19 protein-coding genes are annotated in these 19,009 nt (G+C 74.4%); 11 read left to right on the top strand and 8 right to left on the bottom strand.

Features of this window, described 5'->3' with window-relative positions:
• Window positions 1–9: 9 nt before the first annotated feature.
• Window positions 10–369, bottom strand: coding sequence for a hypothetical protein (locus tag AB0D45_RS21585; protein WP_362461433.1), 360 nt, complete (start codon window positions 367–369; stop codon window positions 10–12).
• A 253-nt stretch (window positions 370–622) separates the two neighbouring features.
• On the opposite strand from AB0D45_RS21585, the gene AB0D45_RS21580 reads away from it, so the two are divergent.
• The 3 genes from AB0D45_RS21580 to AB0D45_RS21570 all read left to right on the top strand — a co-directional run bounded on the left by AB0D45_RS21580 (window position 623) and on the right by AB0D45_RS21570 (window position 4,342).
• Window positions 623–2,311 (top strand): ricin-type beta-trefoil lectin domain protein, encoded by a 1,689-nt coding sequence (locus AB0D45_RS21580; RefSeq protein ID WP_362461431.1) that lies wholly within the window; start codon window positions 623–625, stop codon window positions 2,309–2,311.
• Between the two features lie 191 nt (window positions 2,312–2,502).
• Window positions 2,503–2,682 (top strand): hypothetical protein, encoded by a 180-nt coding sequence (locus tag AB0D45_RS21575; RefSeq protein ID WP_361604144.1) that lies wholly within the window; start codon window positions 2,503–2,505, stop codon window positions 2,680–2,682.
• Window positions 2,683–2,752: 70 nt separating this feature from the next.
• Complete coding sequence (locus AB0D45_RS21570; RefSeq protein ID WP_362461428.1) at window positions 2,753–4,342, top strand: molybdopterin-dependent oxidoreductase; 1,590 nt, start codon at window positions 2,753–2,755, stop codon at window positions 4,340–4,342.
• A gap of 30 nt (window positions 4,343–4,372) precedes the next feature.
• Here the strand turns inward: AB0D45_RS21570 and AB0D45_RS21565 are convergent, their stop codons facing one another.
• Window positions 4,373–5,623 carry a cytochrome P450 gene (locus AB0D45_RS21565; RefSeq protein WP_362461425.1) on the bottom strand — a complete coding sequence of 417 codons (1,251 nt, stop codon included), beginning with the start codon at window positions 5,621–5,623 and terminating at the stop codon, window positions 4,373–4,375.
• A gap of 172 nt (window positions 5,624–5,795) precedes the next feature.
• Here AB0D45_RS21565 and AB0D45_RS21560 point away from each other — a divergent pair, with 172 nt between their 5' ends.
• Window positions 5,796–6,719, top strand: coding sequence for an SDR family oxidoreductase (locus tag AB0D45_RS21560; protein ID WP_362461422.1), 924 nt, complete (start codon window positions 5,796–5,798; stop codon window positions 6,717–6,719).
• Here the strand turns inward: AB0D45_RS21560 and AB0D45_RS21555 are convergent.
• Window positions 6,710–7,456, bottom strand: a complete 747-nt coding sequence (locus AB0D45_RS21555) for a class I SAM-dependent methyltransferase (RefSeq protein WP_362461419.1) — start codon at window positions 7,454–7,456, stop codon at window positions 6,710–6,712. The genes AB0D45_RS21560 and AB0D45_RS21555 overlap by 10 nt on opposite strands.
• A gap of 272 nt (window positions 7,457–7,728) precedes the next feature.
• Here AB0D45_RS21555 and AB0D45_RS21550 point away from each other — a divergent pair, with 272 nt between their 5' ends.
• Entirely contained in the window at window positions 7,729–8,472 is a 744-nt protein-coding gene (locus AB0D45_RS21550) for a TetR/AcrR family transcriptional regulator (RefSeq protein WP_362461417.1), read from the top strand.
• An 89-nt stretch (window positions 8,473–8,561) separates the two neighbouring features.
• On the opposite strand, the gene AB0D45_RS21545 is transcribed toward AB0D45_RS21550, so the two are convergent.
• Window positions 8,562–9,638 (bottom strand): enoyl-CoA hydratase/isomerase family protein, encoded by a 1,077-nt coding sequence (locus AB0D45_RS21545; protein WP_361607041.1) that lies wholly within the window; start codon window positions 9,636–9,638, stop codon window positions 8,562–8,564.
• Window positions 9,639–9,751: 113 nt separating this feature from the next.
• Window positions 9,752–10,552: a helix-turn-helix transcriptional regulator gene (locus AB0D45_RS21540; RefSeq protein ID WP_362461414.1), complete on the bottom strand. Its 801-nt coding sequence runs from the start codon at window positions 10,550–10,552 to the stop codon at window positions 9,752–9,754.
• 177 nt (window positions 10,553–10,729) lie between these two features.
• Between AB0D45_RS21540 and AB0D45_RS21535 the strand changes: the two genes are divergently transcribed.
• Entirely contained in the window at window positions 10,730–11,827 is a 1,098-nt protein-coding gene (locus AB0D45_RS21535) for an MFS transporter (RefSeq protein ID WP_362461518.1), read from the top strand.
• A 24-nt stretch (window positions 11,828–11,851) separates the two neighbouring features.
• Here AB0D45_RS21535 and AB0D45_RS21530 read toward each other — a convergent pair whose 3' ends face one another.
• From AB0D45_RS21530 to AB0D45_RS21520, 3 genes are all read right to left on the bottom strand, one after another.
• Window positions 11,852–12,409 carry a DUF6434 domain-containing protein gene (locus tag AB0D45_RS21530; protein ID WP_362461411.1) on the bottom strand — a complete coding sequence of 186 codons (558 nt, stop codon included), beginning with the start codon at window positions 12,407–12,409 and terminating at the stop codon, window positions 11,852–11,854.
• Between the two features lie 131 nt (window positions 12,410–12,540).
• Entirely contained in the window at window positions 12,541–12,993 is a 453-nt protein-coding gene (locus tag AB0D45_RS21525; RefSeq protein ID WP_361607020.1) for an ATP-binding protein, read from the bottom strand.
• Between the two features lie 15 nt (window positions 12,994–13,008).
• Window positions 13,009–13,374 (bottom strand): STAS domain-containing protein, encoded by a 366-nt coding sequence (locus tag AB0D45_RS21520; RefSeq protein ID WP_361607023.1) that lies wholly within the window; start codon window positions 13,372–13,374, stop codon window positions 13,009–13,011.
• A 311-nt stretch (window positions 13,375–13,685) separates the two neighbouring features.
• Here AB0D45_RS21520 and AB0D45_RS21515 point away from each other — a divergent pair, with 311 nt between their 5' ends.
• The 5 genes from AB0D45_RS21515 (at window position 13,686) to AB0D45_RS21495 (ending at window position 18,867) form a co-directional block, all read left to right on the top strand.
• Window positions 13,686–14,204, top strand: a complete 519-nt coding sequence (locus tag AB0D45_RS21515; RefSeq protein WP_362461408.1) for a toxin-antitoxin system HicB family antitoxin — start codon at window positions 13,686–13,688, stop codon at window positions 14,202–14,204.
• Window positions 14,205–14,315: 111 nt separating this feature from the next.
• Window positions 14,316–15,161, top strand: a complete 846-nt coding sequence (locus AB0D45_RS21510; RefSeq protein WP_362461405.1) for a DUF4097 family beta strand repeat-containing protein — start codon at window positions 14,316–14,318, stop codon at window positions 15,159–15,161.
• Between the two features lie 84 nt (window positions 15,162–15,245).
• The gene (locus AB0D45_RS21505) at window positions 15,246–16,226 is read left to right on the top strand and encodes an ATP-binding cassette domain-containing protein (RefSeq protein ID WP_362461403.1); all 981 of its coding nucleotides are present in this window, start codon (window positions 15,246–15,248) and stop codon (window positions 16,224–16,226) included.
• Complete coding sequence (locus tag AB0D45_RS21500; protein ID WP_362461400.1) at window positions 16,223–17,011, top strand: ABC transporter permease; 789 nt, start codon at window positions 16,223–16,225, stop codon at window positions 17,009–17,011. The genes AB0D45_RS21505 and AB0D45_RS21500 overlap by 4 nt, the downstream gene beginning before the upstream one ends.
• A gap of 386 nt (window positions 17,012–17,397) precedes the next feature.
• Entirely contained in the window at window positions 17,398–18,867 is a 1,470-nt protein-coding gene (locus tag AB0D45_RS21495; protein ID WP_361607038.1) for an amino acid permease, read from the top strand.
• The last annotated feature ends 142 nt before the right edge of the window (window positions 18,868–19,009 follow it).

Genomic DNA, 19,009 nt, shown 5'->3' with positions numbered 1-19,009 from the left:
GGTGCGGAGCTACTCCATGCGGTACTGGGCCTTCTCCGCGAGCCTGCCGTCCTTGAAGCAGAAGCGGAGCACGTCCTCGGTCTTCCCCTCGGCGGCGGAGAGGTACCAGGCGCACACGCTGCCGGCGGGCTGCGCCGGGCCGCCTTCCCTGAGGACGTCCTTGACGAAGGTGTCGCCCGAGGGGAGCTTCGCGCGGACCTCGGCCTCGGCGTCGCCGACGCGCACCTCCTCGTAGACCTTCGGGTCGAGCAGGGTCTTGTCGGCCACGTCGAGCACCTTGGACGCCCCGAAGAACAGCGCCACGAGGGCCCCCACCCCCAGCACCAGGGCGATACCGCACCCGATGAGACAACCCTTGCGCTGAGCCATGGCCCCGTTCCTCCGTGCCCTCGACGTCCCGTGCGGTGCGCACCGGTGGGTCAGAGCCTCGCAAGGGCGGGGCGTGCGCGCCGTACTCGAAAGTCGTCGGACGCGGCGACGATCGTCGCGGGGCGGCGGGGAGGGCGGCTGCGGCCATATTGCTGGTCATCGGGCCATAACCCGCGACATGTGTTGACAGCGGGTATGCACACCGCTGCACTGGGCCACGACGCCCGTCGGTACTCCCCCACGAAGGAGACCCGTGCCGCCTCGCCTGCGCGCTTCGCTCCCCTGCCTGACCGCGGCCGCCCTGCTCGCCCTCGCGCTCGGGCCCGCTCCGGCGGCGGCCGAGCCGACCGCGACCTGGGACACCCCGCTCGCGCTCACCCCGCCGATGGGATGGAACAACTGGGCGCACTACATGTGCGACATCGACGAGGCCGAGGTGGTCGCGAACGCCGACGCCCTCGTCTCCAGCGGTCTGGCCGCCAAGGGCTACGACACGGTGACCGTGGACGACTGCTGGATGCTCAAGGAGCGCGACGCGCAGGGGAACCTGGTCACCGACCCGGGGAGGTTCCCGCACGGCATGGCCTGGCTCGGCGACTACCTGCACGCCAAGGGGCTGAAGTTCGGCATCTACGAGGACGCCGGATCCCTCACCTGCGAGCGCTACCCGGGCAGCGGCTCCCCCGAGGGCGGCGGCCCGGACCACTACGCCCGCGACGCGCGGCAGTTCGCGTCGTGGAAGGTGGACTACGTCAAGATGGACGGCTGCAACCTGTGGGTGCCGCCGGGGAAGACGAAGGAGCAGGCCTACCGGGACGCCTACCGGTCCGTCGCCCGGGCGCTGCGCGACAGCGGCCGTCCCATGGTGCTCTCCGCCTCCGCCCCGGCCTACTTCCAGCAGGGCGAATGGGGCGGCTCCGACTGGCACAGGGTCCTGGACTGGGTCGGTGAGAGCGGGCAGTTGTGGCGCGAGGGCCGGGACATCAAGGTGTACGCGCCGAGCGCGCCCGCCGCCTCCCGCTGGAGTTCGGTGCTCGGCAACTACGGCTACAACCGCTGGCTCGGCCGGTACGCGGGCCCGGGGAACTGGAACGACCCCGACTTCCTGATCGCGGGCGCCCCCGGCCTCACCGACGCGGAGAGCCGCAGCCAGGTCGGGCTGTGGGCGATGATGGCGGCCCCCTTCATCCTGTCCTCCGAGGTGTCCGCGCTCACTCCGGGCGGGCTCGCGGCGCTCGGCAACACCCGGCTGATCGCGCTGGACCAGGACCCGATGGGCCGGCAGGGCGCCGTGGTCTCCTCCAACGCGACCTTCGAGGTGCTGGTCCGGCCGCTGGCGGGCGGGGACCGCGCCGTGGCCGTGCTCAACCGCTCCGGCAACGCGCGGGACGTCTCCGTACCGCTGGCCGACGTGGGGCTGCCGGGGGCGTGCGTGGTCGACGCCGAGGACCTGTGGAGCGGGCGGCGCGGCGAGGTCGCGGACGCGCTGACCGGCCGGCTCGGCGCGCACGACACGATGGTGTGGCGGCTCACCCCGCGCGGCTGCGGCGCGGCGGTGCCCACGGGGCAGATCAACGGCCTCGGGGCGAAGTGCGCCGACGGGGCCACCACCAGCGGGGTGGGCGCGGTCGTCCTCGGCACCTGCACGGCCGGGGCCGACCAGCGCTGGACCCTGGGCGGCGGCGGGCGGCTGCGCCTGGCCGGCGAGTGCCTCACGGCCGGCGCGGGCAGCCTGGTCGAGCTGGCCGGCTGCGCGCCGGACGGGCGGCGGGCCGGCCAGAGCTGGAGCCACCGGCGTGACGGGGCCCTGGTGGAGCAGGCGAGCGGGCTGTGCCTGACGGCCCCGGCCCCGCCGGCCACCCCCGACGCCCCGGCCGAGCGGCTGCGGCTCGCCGCCTGCGGCGACCACCGGGTGGACCAGGCCTGGTCGCTGCCGGTCTGAGGCTCCGGCGGCCCGCGGCTCCGCCACGGGCCCCGCGCCCTCACACTTCCGGGGGAATCGGCGCGGGGCGGCCCCCGTCGGGGCGGGGCGCTGGGTTCACTGGGCTGCAGCCGAGGGGCGGCCGCCGGAACGATTCGGCGGCCGCCCCTTCGCGATGTCCCAGGGCCACGAGGCGACAGGAGTGCACCGACATGTCCGAGAGCGCGCACGAGCGCACCCAGCCCCCCGCGCCGCCCGCCGGCATCACCGACGGCGTCGTGGAGCTGCGCAAACGCCGGCCCGCCGGCCCCCTCGCGGACCCGCGCACCGCCGCGGGGCCGTGCCACGGGGAGGCGGTGCGGGCGCAGCCCCCGGCAGCGGTGGGTGAGTGAGACCGCATCGGCGCTACGGTGACAGGACGAAGGGGAGGTTTCCCCCTGATCCGGGCGGAGGTGGCTCCGCATGACGCGTACGCGGGACGGCCGCGGGCTCCGGCGGCGCCGAGCGGCGGCCGGCGCCGTCGGCGGGCTGGCCGCCGGGTGCGCCGGGCTGGCCGTGGCGCAACTGGCCGCGGCGCTCGTACGCCCCGAGGCGGCCCCGCTCACGGTGGTCGGCGGGGCCGTGGTGGACCGTACGCCGACGGCCGTCAAGGAGTGGGCCGTGCGGTCGTTCGGCACCGCCGACAAGCTGGTGCTGACCCTGGGGACGGTGGTCCTGCTGGCCCTGCTCGCCGCGGCGGCCGGGATCCTCGCGGTACGCCGTCCCCGCGCGGGCTGCGCGCTCGCCGCCGCGGCCGGCGCGCTCGGGGCGGCGGCCGCGCTCAGCCGCCCGGAGGCGGCCTGGAAGGACGCGCTGCCCTCGCTCGCGGGCGGGGCGGCGGCGGCCGCGGTGCTGTACCTGCTGGTCTCCGCCCTGCGCCGGCCCCGGCCGGCGGCCGGTTCGAGCGGCGGTACCTGGCCCCTGGACCGGCGGGCCTTCGGCCGGCTCCTGGCGGCCACCGCGGCGGGCTCGGCGGCGGCCGGGTACGCGGGGCGGCGCCTCGGCGCCCACGGCGCGGCGGGGGCCACCGCCTCCCGGGCGGACCTGGTCCTGCCGCCCCCCGCCGTCCCCGCGGCGCCGGTACCCGCCGGGGCGGACCTTAGGGTGCCGGGCCTCGGCCCGTTCCTCACCCCCGGCCGGGACTTCTACCGGGTGGACACCGCCCTGGTGGTGCCCCGGGTGGACGCGGACACCTGGCGGCTGGAGGTCCACGGGGACGGGGTCGCCAGGCCGCTGAGCCTGACCCTGCCGGAGCTGCTCGCCCGGCCGCTGACCGAGCACGACATCACCCTGTGCTGCGTCTCGAACGAGGTCGGCGGCCCCTACGTCGGCAACGCCCGCTGGCTCGGCGTACCCCTCGCGGACCTGCTGCGCGAGGCGGGGGTGAGGCCGCCGTCCCGGGGCGGGCCGGCCGACCAGCTGGTGGCCCGCTCGGTGGACGGGATGACGATCGGCACGCCCGTGGAGGCGGTCATGGACGGCCGGGACGCGCTGCTGGCCGTCGGGATGAACGGGGAGCCGCTCCCCTTCGCGCACGGCTTCCCCGTCCGGATGGTCGTGCCCGGGCTGTACGGGTACGTCTCCGCCTGCAAGTGGCTGCGCGAGCTGCGGCTGACCACCTTCGCCGCGTACGACGCGTACTGGGTGCGCCGGTCGTGGGCGCAGCGGGCCCCGGTCAAGACGCAGTCGCGGATCGACACGCCGCGGTCCTTCTCGCAGCGGCCGGCGGGACCGGTGGCCGTGGCCGGGGTGGCGTGGGCGCAGCACCGGGGGATCGCCCGGGTGGAGGTACGGGCCGACGGCGGCCCGTGGCGGGAGGCGCGGCTCGGCGCCCCGGACGGCGTGGACACCTGGCGGCAGTGGGTGTGGCCGTGGCGGGCGCCGCCGGGGCGGCACACCCTGGAGGTGCGCGCCACGGACGGCCGGGGCGAGGTACAGCCGCAGCGGCGTACGGGCACGCTGCCGGACGGAGCGACCGGCTGGCACTCCGTCACGGTGGACGTCCGCCCGTAGCGGGCTGGCCGTACCTGGGCCGGCCCGTACCTAGTTCAGGCGCACGGGCAGGGCCTCGACGCTGTTGCCGATGAAGCTGCGCTGGTGCGGGAGTCCGGCCTCGGGGACCGCGAGGTCGAGGCGGGGGAAGCGGGTGAAGAGCCGTTCCAGGGCGATGGTGGCCTCCAGCCGGGCGAGCGGCGCGCCGACGCAGTAGTGCGCGCCGTGCCCGAAGGAGAGGTTGCGGGAGGCGCCCGGGCGGGTGACGTCGAAGCGTCCGGCGTCGGGGCCGTGGAAGGCCTCGTCGCGGCCGGCCGCCGTGTAGCCGGCCAGGACGGGGGTGCCGCGGGGGATCACCGTGCCGTCGAGGGTCAGGTCGCGGGTGGGGTAGCGGAAGGGGAACCAGCTGACCGGCCCGTCCCAGCGCAGGGTCTCGTCGACCACGTCCGACCAGCTCGCCTTGCCGTCCATGACCAGGGCGAGCTGGTCCCGGTGGGTGCACAGGGCGCGGACGGCGTTGCTGATCAGGTTGAGGGTGGTCTCGTGGCCGGCGACGAGCATCAGCCGCATGGTGCCGGTCAGTTCGGCCTCGCTGAGCCGGTCGCCGTCGTCGTCGCGCGCCGCGATCAGGGCACTGGTGAGGTCCTCGCCGGGGCGGGCGCGGCGGGCCGCGGCGATGGTGGTGATCAGTTCCAGGAGTTCCCGTACGGCCGCCATCACCTCGGCCGGCGGGATGTCGGTGGAGATGATCACGGTGTTGGAGAGGTGGTGCAGGCGGCCCCGGTGCTCGGGGTCGACGCCGAGCAGTTCGCAGATGACGCTCATGGGCAGCGGCAGCGCGAAGTGCGTGCGCAGGTCGGCGACCCCGTCGGGGATGCCCTCGGCGGCCCGGGCGAGGCCGTCGAGGAGTCCGTCGGCCAGTTCCTCGACGCGGGGGCGCAGCCGTTCCACCTGGCGGGCGGTGAAGGCGTTGCCGACGAGGGAGCGCAGGCGCCGGTGGTCGGCGCCGTCGGCGGTGTGCATGCCCTGGGCGTCGGCGAAGACCCGCAGGGGCCAGTCGGCCGGGACGGTGCCGTCGTGCAGACCGGGGAAGTGGCGGGCGTCCTTGGCCACGTCGGGGTGGGCGAGGAACTCCTTCAACGCCTCGTGCCCGAGGACGACCGCACCGGGTATCCCGCCCGGGAGGACCACCTCCGCCACCGCACCGCGGGCGCGCAGCCGGGCGTTGAGGGCGTGGGGACAGCCTCCGGCGGGGTCGATGACGTGGGCCTGGGGGTGCGCGTGCGCGGGCTCGGGTGACAAGCGGGCTCTCCTGGAGGGCGGCCGGACGGGCGGATCACGGCCAACAGTGCGACCTGGAGGGCGGGTTGCACAAGCCCGGCCGGCCCGGCTCTGCCGGGAACCGGGGGCCGGCCCGCCGCGCGCCGCGCCGCCGCTGCCGCAGGGGGGCGGGAGCAGGGCGTAGGGTCGCCGCATGCCGGAAGACGAACGGGATCTCACGGGCAGGGTGGCCCTGGTGGCCGGGGCCACGCGGGGTGCGGGGCGGGGAGTGGCGGTCGAGCTGGGCGCGCGCGGAGCGACGGTCTACGTGTCGGGACGCAGCACGACCGGGCGGCGTTCCGAGTACGACCGGCCGGAGACGATCGAGGAGACGGCGGAGCTGGTCACGGCCGCGGGCGGGCGGGGCGTGGCGGTGGTCGCCGACCACCTGGTGCCCGCGCAGGTCGAGGCGCTGGTGGGGCGGATCGACGCCGAGGAGGGCCGGCTCGACGTCCTGGTGAACGACATCTGGGGCGGGGAGCGGCTCTTCGAGTGGGAGAGCACCGTCTGGGAGCACGACCTGGACAAGGGGTTGCGGCTGCTGCGGCTCGCGGTGGAGACCCACGCCGTCACCAGCCACTTCGCCCTCCCGCTGCTGCTGCGCGAACCGGGCGGGCTGGTGGTGGAGATGACGGACGGGACGGCCGAGTACAACGCGGACCACTACCGGGTGTCCTTCTTCTACGACCTCGCCAAGTCCTCGGTGCTGCGGATGGCGTTCGCCCTGGGACACGAGCTGGGGCCGCGCGGGGCGACGGCGGTGGCGCTGACACCGGGCTGGCTGCGTTCGGAGATCATGCTCGAGGAGTTCGGGGTGGCGGAGGAGAACTGGCGCGACGCCCTGGAGCGGATGCCGCACTTCGCGATCTCCGAGACGCCCTCGTACGTGGGGCGCGCGGTCGCGGCACTGGCCACCGACCCGGAGGTGTCCCGCTGGAACGGGCGGTCCCTCTCCAGCGGGCAGCTCGCGGGCGTCTACGGGTTCACGGACCTCGACGGGAGCCGGCCGGACGCGTGGCGGTACCTGGTGGAGGTCCAGGACCCGGGCCGGCCGGCCGACACCACCGGCTACCGCTGAGCCGGCGACGGGCGCCGGAACAGGGCGGTCCACAGGAAGGGCTCCCCGAAGTACGGGGACCGGGCGTCCTCGTCGCGCATCCGGCGCAGTTCGGCCTCCTCCAGGCCGGAGAAGATCCAGCGCAGGGACTGCGGGGTGTAGGCGAGGCCGCCGCCGAGGCCGCCCTGCCGGTAGAGGTCCGCGTCCGCCGACTCGGAGCCCATCGCGCCGGAGGCGAAGCAGGTGAGGGCGAGGTGGCCGCCGGGGGCGAGGACGCGCTCCAGGAGGGCGAGGTAGCTGACGCGCCGGTGGGGCGGCAGGTGGTGGAAGCAGCCGGAGTCGTACACGAGGTCGTACGGGCCGCTCAGCTCCACGCCGCCCGGCCGGAAGGCGTCACCGCAGTGGAAGCGGATGCCGGTGGCACCGGCCTCGCGGGCTCGCTCCCCGGCCCAGGCGACGGCGGTCGGGGAGAGGTCGACGGCGTCCACCTCGAAGCCCAGCGAGGCAAGGTAGAGGGCGTTGCGTCCGGGCCCGCACCCCAGGTCGAGGGCGCGACCGGGGGTGATCAGGCCGCGTTCGGCGTAGGAGGCCAGGTTCTCGTCCGGCTTCGCCACGAAGAACGGCACGGGCTTGGAACGGTCCGCGTAGAAGCCGTCCCACCAGGAGGCGCCGCCGTCCGTCCAGCGGTCGGCCTCCTTGGCGAACAGGCCGTCCAGGAGGTCCAGTACGTCCTCCACCGAGCGTATGTTGCGTTCCATCAACTCCCCTTTCCCGAGGGGGAAATGGTAGCGCGACAGAGCATGAAACCCCAGGTCGGAGGCGGTGCCGGGAGGTCGTGGGCGGGCGCCTGGAGGCCGTCGGGAGGGGCCCGGGGCCGCCCGGGCCCCGGCGGGGGGCGCGGCCGCCCGCGCGGCCCTGGGAGGCCGTCACGGGGGCGGTTCGGGGTGCGCCCGGGCGGCTTTCCGCACGGAGTTCGGAGAAGGGTGTACGCATGATGCGTACAGTGTCCGCAAGACGTTAGTGTGGGGGCATGTCCTCTACAGAGCAGCAGACCGCACAGCCCGTGCCCTCCGTCTGGACCCGGCCCCGCCGCCGGAAGGAACAGCCCGCGCTCAGCCAGGATCAGATCGTCGCGGCCGCGGTGCGGCTCCTGGACGCCGAGGGCATCGAGGCCCTGAGCATGCGCAAGCTCGGCACCGAGATGGGCACCGCCGCCACCTCGCTCTACCGGCACGTGGCCAACAAGGACGAGCTGATCGAGCTGGTGGTGGACGAGGTCTACGGCGAACTGGAGCTGCCGGAGCCCGGCGGCCCGGACGGGTGGCGCGAGGCGCTGGCGCAGTGCGGGCACAGCCTGCGGGACATGGTGCTGCGCCACCCCTGGGTGGCCTCGGTCCTCGGCCAGGTCGGACTGGCGTACCTGGGGCCGAACCTGATCCGGATGTCGGACCGGCTGCTGACGCTCACCCTGTCGGCCGGCTTCCCCCAGCGCGAGGCGGACCTCGCGGTGAAGGCCGTCATCTCCTACGTCATCGGCGCCACCACCAGCGAGGCCTCCTACCTCTCGCTCCTCGCCCGCAGCGGGAAGAGCGAGGTGGAGTGGCTGCGGTCGCTGCTGCCCGCCGCCGAGGCGGCCCTGGAGGACCACCCGGTCGTGCGGGACCACGCCTCGGCCCTGCGCGGCCAGGACCCGGCGCGCATGCGCGAGGAGAACTTCGAGTACGGCCTCCAACGGGTCCTCGACGGCCTCGCGGTGCGCCTCACCCGGCGCTGAGGCGAGGGGCCGGGGCCCCCGGCCAGGGACCGGCGCCGGACCGGCCCGACCCGGGTCCGGCGGCGGCCAGCGCCGGCCCGCGTCCCCGGTCAGCCGGGGCCGGCCCCGGGCTCCGGGAAGGTGAGCTCGCGGTCCTCGCCCAGCGGGGCGAAGAACCGCTCCACCGCGGCCGCCCGCACCTGGACCAGGGCTGCCGGGGACCAGCGCGGGCGGCGGTCCTTGTCGATCACCTGGGCGCGGATCCCCTCCACCAGGTCGGGCGCGGACAGCGCGGCGCTGGAGACCCGGTACTCCTGCTCCAGCACCCGTTCCAGCGAGTCCAGTTCGCGGGCGCGGCGCAGCGCGGCGAGGGTGACCTTGAGGGACGTGGGGGACTTGGCGTGCAGGACCCCGGAGGCCTCCCGGGCGGCCGCCAGGCCCGAGCCGCACAGCCGGGAGTGGATCTCCTCGACGGTGTCGGCGGCGTAGCAGCGGTCGATCCACTCCCGCTCGGCGGCCAGCGGGGCAGCGGGGGTGGTGGCGCCGTGGAACTTGCCCAGCACCTCGGCCACGGGCGCCGCCACGAGCTCCCGGGTGAACTCCTCCAGCCAGTCGGAGGGCAGGTAGTGGTCGGCGAGTCCGCACAGCAGGGCGTCGCCGGCTCCGACGGCGGTACCGGTCAGGGCGAGGTGGGTGCCGAGTTCACCGGGGGCGCGGGAGAGCAGGTAGGTGCCCCCGACGTCGGGGACGAAGCCGATGCCGGTCTCGGGCATGGCCACGCGGGAGCGTTCGGTGACGATGCGGACGCTGCCGTGGGCCGAGAGTCCGACGCCGCCGCCCATCACGATGCCGTCCATGAGGGCGACGTACGGCTTGGGGTAGCGGGCGATACGGGCGTTGAGCCGGTACTCGTCGCGCCAGAAGGCGAGGGAGCCGGTGGTGCCGGCCTTCGCGTCGGCGTGGATGGCCCGGATGTCCCCGCCGGCGCAGAGGCCGCGCTCACCGGCCCCGCGCAGGAGGACCTGGCTGACGGCCGGGTCGTGCTCCCAGGCGGTCAGGGCTTCGCCGATCCGCAGCACCATGGCGTGGGTGAGGGCGTTGAGGGCCTGGGGACGGTTGAGGGTGATCAGCCCCGTACAGCCGTCGGTCTCGATCAGAACGGTGTCGTCTTGGGTCACGTGCGCCAGTATGTCTCTTCCGTCGCCTTATGAAGATCTTTTCTGACGATCATGTCAACTCTGCCCGGATTCGCGGTGAACGGGCGTACGGACAGCGGTCCGGCGCCGAACATCCGCCCGTGTCAGGGGCGTGGACCGGGCTCAGCCGGCTGCTTGGGGTGGGCGCCCGGGGTGTGGCCGAAAGCGCGCCGGAACACGTCGATGAAGGCGCTCGCGGAGGACCATCCGCAGCGGTGCGCGACGGCGGTCACGGGGGTGCCCACGGCCAGCAGCCGCAGCGCCTGATGGAGCCTCAGCTGGGTGCGCCACTGCGGGAAGGTCATGCCCAGCTCGGCCCGGAAGAGCCGGCTCAGGGTCCGCTCCCCCGCCCCGGCGTGCGCGCCGAGCGCGGCGAGCCCCCGCGGGTCCGCCGGGTCGGCGTGCAGCAGGGCGCACACCGCCGCCAGGCGGGGGTCGGCGGGTGCGGGCAGGTGCAGCGGCTGGAGCGGTGAGACGCGCAGCTGGTCGAGCAGGACCCCGAGCATCCGGCGCCGGGCGGGGCCGGGGCCCTCGGCGCCCCGGGTGTAGGCCAGGATCAGCTCGCGCAGCAGCGGGCCGACGGCGATCACGCCGGGGGCGTCGAGGGCGAGCGGGTTGTGGCGGGTGGGCAGGCCCACGCAGTGCAGGTCGGTGCGGCCGTAGGCGCGGTGCTCGTGCACCGTCCCGGCCGGGATCCACAGGGCCCGGGTGGGGGGCGCCACCCAGGTGCCGGCGTCGGTGGTGACGGAGAGCACGCCGGAGCCGGCGTAGACGATCTGGTGGTCGTCGTGGCGGTGGGGGTCGATGCCGACGTGGGTGTCGAGGTGGTTGATGTCCGTCGGGGCGCGCGGGGCGTACCGGACGGCCGCGCGGCGGGGGTCGGCAGGGTGGCGGTTTTTCTGCATCACCCGGCAATTTATCGGAAGCGGCGCCCGGGGCGCGCGGCCGATCCTCGGAGGGTGGAAGAAGCCGACACCGTCAACCCGCCCCCCGTTCCCGCTCCTTCGCCGCCGACGCGGACCCCGCCCGGGCCCGCCCGGCTCCGGCGGCGCACCGCCGCCTTCTCGGCCGGGCACGCCTGCGTGGACGTCTACCAGGGCGCCGTCGCCGCCCTCGTCCCGTTCCTCGTCGCCGAGCGGTCGTACGGCTACGCCGCCGCGTCCGGCGTCGTGCTGGCCGCCTCGCTGCTCTCCTCGGTGGTCCAGCCCCTGTTCGGGGCGCTCACCGACCGGTGGGCCCTGCCGTGGCTGATCCCGCTGGGCGCGGGCGCCGCCGGGCTCGGGATCGCCCTGGTCGGGGCGGACGCCGGGTATCCGGCCACGCTGGCCGCCGTCGCGCTCTCGGGGCTGGGGGTCGCCGCCTACCACCCGGCGGCGGCCCGGCTGGTGCGCACCGGGCTGGGCGACGGGCACACCGCCATGAGCTGGTTCGCCCTGGGCGGCAACATCGGCTTCGCCTGCGCACCCCTGCTGGTCGTCGGGGCGCTGTCGGTGTCCGGGCCGGCCGGGTGGGTGCTGATGGCGCTCCCCGCGGTGGCGGGCGTGGTCCTCAACCGGCCGCCGGGCGCGCGGCGGAGGGCCGACTCGGGTGCGGCGGGCGCGGCGGCGGTGCGGGGTGCCCCGGCGGCGGAGGACCGGCGGGCGTTCCTGCGGCTGTCGCTGGTGGTGGTCGTGCGGTCGGTGGTGTTCATCGGCCTGAGCACCTTCATCGCCCTGTACGTGCGGGAGCGCGGCGGGGGTGCCGCGGCCGGGGCGGTGGCGCTGTCGGCGCTGTTCGCGGGGAGCGCGGGCGGCACCCTCCTCGGCGGCCGCCTCGCGGCGCGCTGGGGGCGGGTCACCGCCGTCCGCCGGGCCTACGCTGCGGCCGCCCCGGCCGTCGCGGGGATCCTGTTCCTCCCGCTGCCCCTGGCGTACGGGTGCGCGGCGCTCGCGGCCGCCGCGCTGTACGTGCCCTTCTCCCTCCAGGTCACCCTGGGGCAGGACTACCTCCCGGCCCGGATGGGCACCGCGAGCGGGGTCACCCTGGGCCTGACCGTGAGCGTCGGCGGGCTGGCGAGCCCGCTGATCGGCGCCGCCGCCGACGCGGCCTCGCTGCGTACCGCGCTGCTGCCGCTGGCCGTGCTCCCGCTGCTGGCGTGGGCGCTGGCCCGGCGGCTGCCCGAGCCGGAGCCGGCCGCCTGAGCCGGCCCGCCCGAGCGGGCGCCGTCAGTGGCGGGGGCGGGCCCGGTGTCCGCGCCAGGCGGCCAGTGCCTGCTCGCGGGTGCCGTCCGGGTGCCGGGCGTGCCAGTCGCGCAGGAACCGGTTGAACTCGAACTGGGCGCCGACCTCCTGGGGGCGCGCGGCCTCCCGGCGGGTGGCGTGCCAGTGGGCGACGGCTTCGGCGAGGGTGCGCCCCGCGCCCCGGGCGACGTATTCCCGCATGAAGGCGTCGAAGTGGAATCCCGGGCCGATCTCCCGGAGGAAGAACGCGCGGAGCACCTGGCTGCACCGCTGGCCCTCGGGGATCACGGTGGCGCCGTCGACGGGCGCCTTCAGCTGTCGGCCGCCACGCCGGGCGGCCGGCGCGGCCGGCGGGATCGGCCGCCCGTCCAGCGCGGCCGCGAGGCGCTCCGTCAGCGCGGCCTTCCCGCCGCCCGTGGGGACGCCCGTCCGCCGGGCGAGCGCGGTCAGTTCCTCCAGCGTCCAGCACCAGCGCAGCAGCTCGTCCCCGGACAGCCCGGGGGCCGGCTCGGGCCGGTCCTCCCCCACGTCATTCGCACTCATGTTCCTATCCTAGGGGCGCGACACACGGCGGGCGCACACCCGCGGCCGCGACTGCCTACGGGTCTCCCCATGGCCCCCTCCTCCGCCCCGCCGCCCGCGTTCCCGCCGGGTCAGCTCCGCCCGCGAGGTCGTCAGGGCTCTGGAAACGATCGCCTGAGCAGAACGGGGCAGGCCACTTCCAGCCAGACGCACTTGCCGATCACCCCGGGACGCGAACCCCAGGCCCGGGCCAGCCGGTCCACGATCATCAGGCCGTGCCCGCCGGGCTTGGCGGGATCCTTCCCGCGGGCCGGCAGGGCGGGCGCCGCCGGGTTGGAGTCGGTCACCTCGATGCGCAGCCGGCCCTCCGTGCAGTCCAGGACCAGGGCCCCGGGGCCGCCGCCGTGCAGACAGGCGTTGGCGACGACCTCCGACACGAGGAGCATCACGTCCTCGGCCGCGTCGCGTGCGGCCTGGTCCTCCGCCGGGAGCCAGTGCCAGGCGGTCAGCGCCCGCCGGGTGAAGTCACGGCTGCGCAGGACCGGGTCGGGCATCCCCTCGAGAACCAGGAGCCAGTTGCGTCCGGCGGGCCCACGCTGCTCCACGGCTCTCGCCCCCTCTCATCGGCCCTGGACCGAACCCAGCGCCTGCGCCACGTCGGCGTGGACCGGGAAGACGCCGTCCGCGCCGGTGATGCGGAACATCCGCGCGACCGGCCCGCTCAGCCCTGCCAGCTCCAGGCTGCCGCCGACCTCCTGGAGGGCGAGGCGGCCGTGCAGCAGGGCGTTGAGCCCGGTGGAGTCACAGAAGTCCAGGCCCGCCATGTCCACCACCAGCCGGCCGCCCCGGTCGGCCGCCTCGTCCAGGGCCTGTTTCAGAGGGGCGGCCGTGTCGTGGTCCAGCTCACCGCCGAGGGTGAGCAACAGGGCTCCCTCCACCGTCCGCACCGCGACGGTGAACCGCCTGTCGTCCGTTTCGGAGGCCATCCGGCATCACCTTCCGTCAGCTGCCTCCTACGCCTGCCCTGTGGCCGCCGCTCTATGCGGCGACTCCACACTCCTTGCGGCTCCCGGCGCCCGCCGGCAGGCCGCCGACGGCGACACCCGCCCTGACGCCACGTGGCACCACATGGCACCATTCGGCGCCACGGTCGGCACACAAAGGCACTCCGGAGTGCCAACCGTCCCGACTGCCCGCTCCACGTTTCCCCAGGTCAGCGCAACCACTCAGCACCGCGTTCCCCCGATGGCACCACTCACCCTTGCGGATGGCGCCACAATGGTGCCATGATGGCGCTATGGACCTCACGCCGTACATCGACACCCTCCGCCGCGAACTCGCGGTGGCCGCCGAAGCAGGCGGGGACGCCGCGCGCGAGCTGGCCGACCGGCTCACCGCTCCCCTGGAGTCGGCGACCCGGCTGACCATGCTCAACGTGCTCTCCGCCGCGATGGACGAGATCACCCGCGAGCTCGCCCCCGGCTCCGTCGACGTACGGCTGCGCGGCCTGGACCCCGACTTCGTGGTGACGCTGCCGCCCGTCGAGACCGGCATCGCGGCGGAGCCGGGCACGCCCGCCGAACCGTTCAGGACCCCGGCCCCGGCCGAGGGCGACGACGGCGGCACCGCCCGCGTCAACCTGCGCCTGCCCGCCCACTTGAAGGCGCGCGCCGAGGAGGCCGCGAGCCGCGAAGGCGTGTCGGTCAACGCCTGGCTCGTGCGGGCGGTGTCGGCCGCCGTCGACGGCGGCACCCGGCCACGGCCAGCGGAGAAGATCCAGACCATCGGACAGAGCGTCACGGGCTGGATGCGCTGACGCCCCCGCGCCGCGGCCCCGCAGCGCACCACACCACCGCACCACACCACCGCACCGCACATCGCGTCCCGCCGACGGGACGGACCCACGACACCAGAGGACGGGACAGCCATGCCTTCTTTCGACACTCCCGAACCGATCTCGGTCAGGGCGCAGGTGGACGCCGGCTCCATCCGGTTCACCGCCGCGGACCGCCTCGACACCGCCGTCGAGGTGCGGCCCCGCGACCCGAAGAAGGACCGCGACGTGCGGGCCGCCGAGCAGACCGAGGTCGCCTACGCGGGCGGCACCCTGACCGTCAGGACGCCCAAGTCCCGCAATTCGCTGCGCCGCCCCGGCATCGTCGACGTGACGGTCGAGCTCCCCACGGGCTCGCACGTCGACATGACCGGCGCCTGGGCGCAGGTGCTCGGCGAGGGACGGCTCGGCGAGGTCCACGCGAAGACCTCGTCCGGCGACGTCCGGCTCGAGACGACCGGACCGCTGCGGCTGACCGCTTCGCACGGCTCGATCACCGTGGACCGCGTCGAGGGTGCGGCCGAGATCACCACCAGCTCCGGCAGCGTGCGCGTCGGCCTCGTGGACGGTCCCGGCGTCCTGAAGAACTCGCACGGCTCCACGACCGTCGGCGCCGCGACCGGCGAGCTGCGGGTCAGCGGCGCCAACGGCGACATCGACATCCGGCGCGCCGAGGACTCGGTCACCGCCACCACGGCCCACGGCACCCTGCGCGTCGGCGAAGTGTCCTGCGGCACCGTCCAGTTGGAGACCGGCTACGGTGCCATCGAGATCGGCGTCCGCGAGGGCACGGCCGCCTGGCTCGACGTCAGCTCGGGATCCGGCCAGGTGCGCAACATGCTCACCACGACCGGGACGCCGGAAGGGGCCGAGAACACGGTCAAGGTCCGGGCCCGCACCCGGCACGGCAACATCGACGTCCTGCGCGCCAAGGCCTGACCCGCTCCCCCTTCACCCGCACATCCACCTGCCCCTCGCGGCCCCTCACGCCTTCGAACGGAGGGCTCCATGCCTTCTTCTGTCATGCCCACATCAATCCAGGCTCCGCCGGCCGCCATCCGCGCCACGGGTCTGCGCAAGTCGTACGGGGACAAGACCGTCCTCGACGGGATCGACCTGAACATCCCGGCCGGGTCCGTGTTCGCCCTGCTCGGACCGAACGGCGCCGGCAAGACCACCGCCGTGAAGATCCTCTCCACGCTCGTCACCGCCGACGGCGGACGGGCCGAGGTCGCGGGCCACGACCTCGCCGCCGCCCCGCACCGGGTGCGCGCCGCGATCGGCGTCACCGGCCAGTTCTCCGCCGTGGACGGGCTGATCACCGGCGAGGAGAACATGCTCCTCATGGCGGACCTGCACCACCTGCCCAAGCGGGAGGGCCGCCGGACCGCCGCCGCACTGCTGGAGCGGTTCGACCTGCTCGAAGCCGCGAAGAAGCCCGCCTCCACCTACTCGGGCGGCATGAAGCGCCGCCTCGACATCGCCATGACCCTGGTCGGCAGCCCGCGGATCATCTTCCTCGACGAGCCGACCACCGGCCTGGACCCGCGTTCCCGCCACAGCATGTGGGGGATCATCCGCGAGCTGGTCACGGGCGGCGTCACCGTCTTCCTCACCACCCAGTACCTGGAGGAGGCCGACCAGCTCGCCGACCGGATCGCGGTGCTCGACGGCGGCAGGCTCGTGGCCGAGGGGACCGCCGAGGAGCTGAAGCGGCTGATCCCGGGCGGCCACGTCCGGCTCCGCTTCACCGACCCGTCCGCGTACCGCTCCGCCGCCTCGGCCCTGACCGAGGCCGTACGCGACGACGAGGCGCTGTCGTTGCAGATCCCCAGCGACGGCAGCCAGCGCGAGCTGCGCTCCGTCCTCGACTGGCTCGACGCGGCCGGCATCGAGGCGGACGAGCTGACCGTGCACACCCCCGACCTGGACGACGTGTTCTTCGCCCTCACCGGCTCCACCGCGCCGGCCCGCCCGAACCAGCCCGAGGAGAACGTCCGATGAGCTCCCTCTCCCCCGCGTTCCGCGACTCGTCCACGATGCTGCGGCGCAACCTGCTGCACGCGCGGCGCTACCCCTCGCTGACGCTGAACCTGCTGCTGACGCCGGTCGTCCTGCTCCTGCTGTTCGTCTACGTCTTCGGCGACGTGATGAGCGCGGGCATCGGCGGCGGCGCCGACCGCTCCGCGTACATCGCGTACCTGGTCCCGGGCCTCCTGCTGATGACCATCGGGAGCACCACCATCGGGACCGCGGTCTCCGTCTCCAACGACATGACCGAGGGGATCATCGCCCGCTTCCGCACGATGGCGATCCACCGCGGCTCCGTCCTCATCGGCCACGTCATCGGCAGCGTGCTGCAGGCGGTCCTCAGCGTCGCCCTCGTCGGGGCCGTGGGCGTGGCCATCGGGTTCCGCTCGCACCAGGCCACGGCCGCGGAGTGGCTCGCCGCGTTCGGGCTGCTCGTGCTCTTCGCCCTGGCGCTCACCTGGATCGCGGTCGGGATGGGCATGGTCAGCCCGAACGCCGAGGCCGCCAGCAACAACGCGCTGCCGCTGATCTTCCTGCCGCTGGTCTCCAGCGCCTTCGTCCCCGTCAGCTCGATGCCGGGCTGGTTCCAGCCGGTCGCCGAGTACCAGCCCTTCACTCCGGTCATCGAGACCCTGCGCGGGCTGCTGCTGGGCACTCCGATCGGTGACGCCTGGTGGATCGCCCTGCTGTGGTGCCTGGGCCTGGCCGCGCTCGGCTACCGCTGGTCGAAGGCGGTGTACGACCGCGACCCGAAGTGACGCGGACCCCTTCCGGCCACCCCGGCCCCTCACGCAGCGTGTGCGCCGCGCTCGCGAGGGGGACCGGGGTGGCACGCGTTGCCGCACTGTCATGATGCGTTCGCTCAGCGGAGGCTCAGATCCGCATAACGATGACGTCACTGCGCAAGGGCCTTTGGGCCTGGTCACGGGCGAATGGCCGTTTTGCCGGTGATGTTCGCCACGGTACGCAGCCGGACACCGTGGTACATCTTCTCGACCGCCAGCCGGACCACCCACGTCCGGACGGGGGCGCTGAAGTCGGCCGACCGCCGGCATGCAACTCCATCAGCATCCGGGGGATCGGAACCCGATCCGCGGCCGAGCACGGCAGCGGATCGGCATGGAGCGGAAAGGCGCACCAGAGCATGACCTCGACGCAGGTCGAACAGCACCACGGCGACGACAACGCCACCACGGGCACCACGCCCGAGGAAGGCTACGAGCGCGGCCTCGGCAGCCGCCAGGTCCAGATGATCGCCATCGGCGGCGCCATCGGCGTCGGCCTCTTCCTGGGAGCCGGGGCGAACATCGCCAAGGCCGGACCCAGCCTCATCCTCATGTACGCCCTCGCCGGCGTCATCGTCTTCTTCATCATGCGAGCGCTCGGCGAGCTGCTCCTCTACCGCCCCGTCTCGGGCTCCTTCGCGGAGTACGCCCGCGAGTTCCTGAGCCCGTTCTTCGGCTTCGTGACGGGCTGGACGTACTGGTTGATGTGGGTGGTCACCGGCATGGCCGAGCTGACCGCCGCGGCCATCTACGTGCACTTCTGGTTCCCGGACGTCCCGCAGTGGGTCACCGCCCTGGTCTTCCTGGTGGTCCTCTACGTCGCCAACCTCATCTCGGTGAAGATCTTCGGCGAGATCGAGTTCTGGTTCTCGATGGTCAAGGTCACCGCCCTTATCGGCATGATCGTGATCGGCATCGGCGTGGTCACCTTCGGCTTCAGCCAGGCCGGTGACACCGCCGCCGTCTCCAACCTGTGGGCCTTCGACGGCATCTTCCCCAAGGGCGTCGGCTCCAGCCTGATGACCCTGCAGGGCGTCATGTTCGCCTACCTGGCCGTCGAGCTCGTCGGCGTCACCGCGGGCGAGTCCGAGAACCCGGAGAAGACCCTCCCCAAGGCCATCAACACGCTGCCCTGGCGCATCATCGTCTTCTACGTCGGTGCGCTCAGCGTGATCCTGATGGTCGTGAAGTGGACCGAGTTCCAGCCGGGTGTCAGCCCGTTCGTGGCGGCCTTCGCCAAGATCGGCATTCCGGCCGGTGCGGCCATCGTCAACTTCGTGGTGCTCACCGCGGCCCTGTCGTCCTGCAACTCCGGCATGTACTCCACCGGCCGCATGCTGCGCGACCTGGCCGCCAACTCCGAGGCGCCGAAGGCGCTCGGCAGGCTCAGCTCCACCAAGACCCCGGCCCTCGGCATCACCCTCTCCGTCGCCCTCATGGGCATCGGCGTGGTCCTGAACTACGTCGTCCCGGAGAAGGCCTTCGGCTACGTCACCTCGGTGGCGACGGCGGCCGGCATCTGGACCTGGCTGATGATCCTGGTCAGCCACATCCGCTACCGCCGCGCGGTGGTCGCGGGCAAGTTGCCCGCCTCCTCCTTCCCGGCGCCGGGCGGCACGGTGTGCAGCTGGATCGCCGTGGCCTTCCTGCTGCTGGTCACCGTCATGATCGCCATAGACCCCGACAGCCGCGTCTCCCTGTACGTGGGCGCCGGCTGGGCGGTCTGCCTGGCCATCGGCTGGGCCGTGCTGAAGTCGCGCAACCCGCGGATCGCGGCGCGCTCGGCGGGCACCGCCGACGAGGCACCGGAGCCCGCGGGACGGTCCTGACCCCCGACCGCACTCCCCCGACGGGGGCGCACCGGCCCGTCCCGGCCCCTGCGCGACGTCGAAGCGCTTGTCGAAGCGCTCCCACTTGCGCTCGGACGCGCCGGAGGTCACGCCGTAGCGCTTCAGGCGCGCGGCCTGGACG

The sequence above is a fragment of the Streptomyces sp. NPDC048352 genome (assembly GCF_040651895.1).
In the GTDB taxonomy this organism is placed as follows: Bacteria; Actinomycetota; Actinomycetes; order Streptomycetales; family Streptomycetaceae; genus Streptomyces.
The sequence above is the reverse complement of the archived record's forward strand: the minus strand, read 5'-3'. Positions and strand labels throughout refer to the sequence as shown.